This is a genomic window from Halomonas sp. ND22Bw (assembly GCF_003011945.1).
GTDB lineage: Bacteria > Pseudomonadota > Gammaproteobacteria > Pseudomonadales > Halomonadaceae > Halomonas > Halomonas halophila.
Genome location: NZ_PXWD01001450.1, coordinates 1 through 248, shown reverse-complemented (window position 1 = coordinate 248; position 248 = coordinate 1). Strand labels below are relative to the sequence as shown.

Annotated in this window: 1 protein-coding gene; it reads right to left on the bottom strand. The window is 68.1% G+C overall.

Annotation, left to right across the window (positions count from 1 at the left end):
- The coding region (locus CVH10_RS23020; protein WP_146143331.1) for an aldo/keto reductase at positions 1-248 on the bottom strand (248 nt) is incomplete at both ends.

Here is a 248-nt window from a genome sequence, read left to right as displayed (position 1 = left end):
ATCTGGCGTTCGATGGGCATGCCGTGGCCGGGCCAGTGCACCAGCACAAGGTCGACGTGATCCCGCGCCAGCCGGTCGAGGCTTTGCTCGCCCGAGGCCAGGAAGTGCGTCTCCGAAAAATAGCGGTTCATCACCTTGGTGGTGACGAAGACCGCGTCACGCGCCCTGCCGATGTCGCTCAGGGCACGGCCCAGTGCCGCCGCGTTGCCGTACCGCGGGGCCGTGTCGAAGGCGCGAAAGCCCGCCTG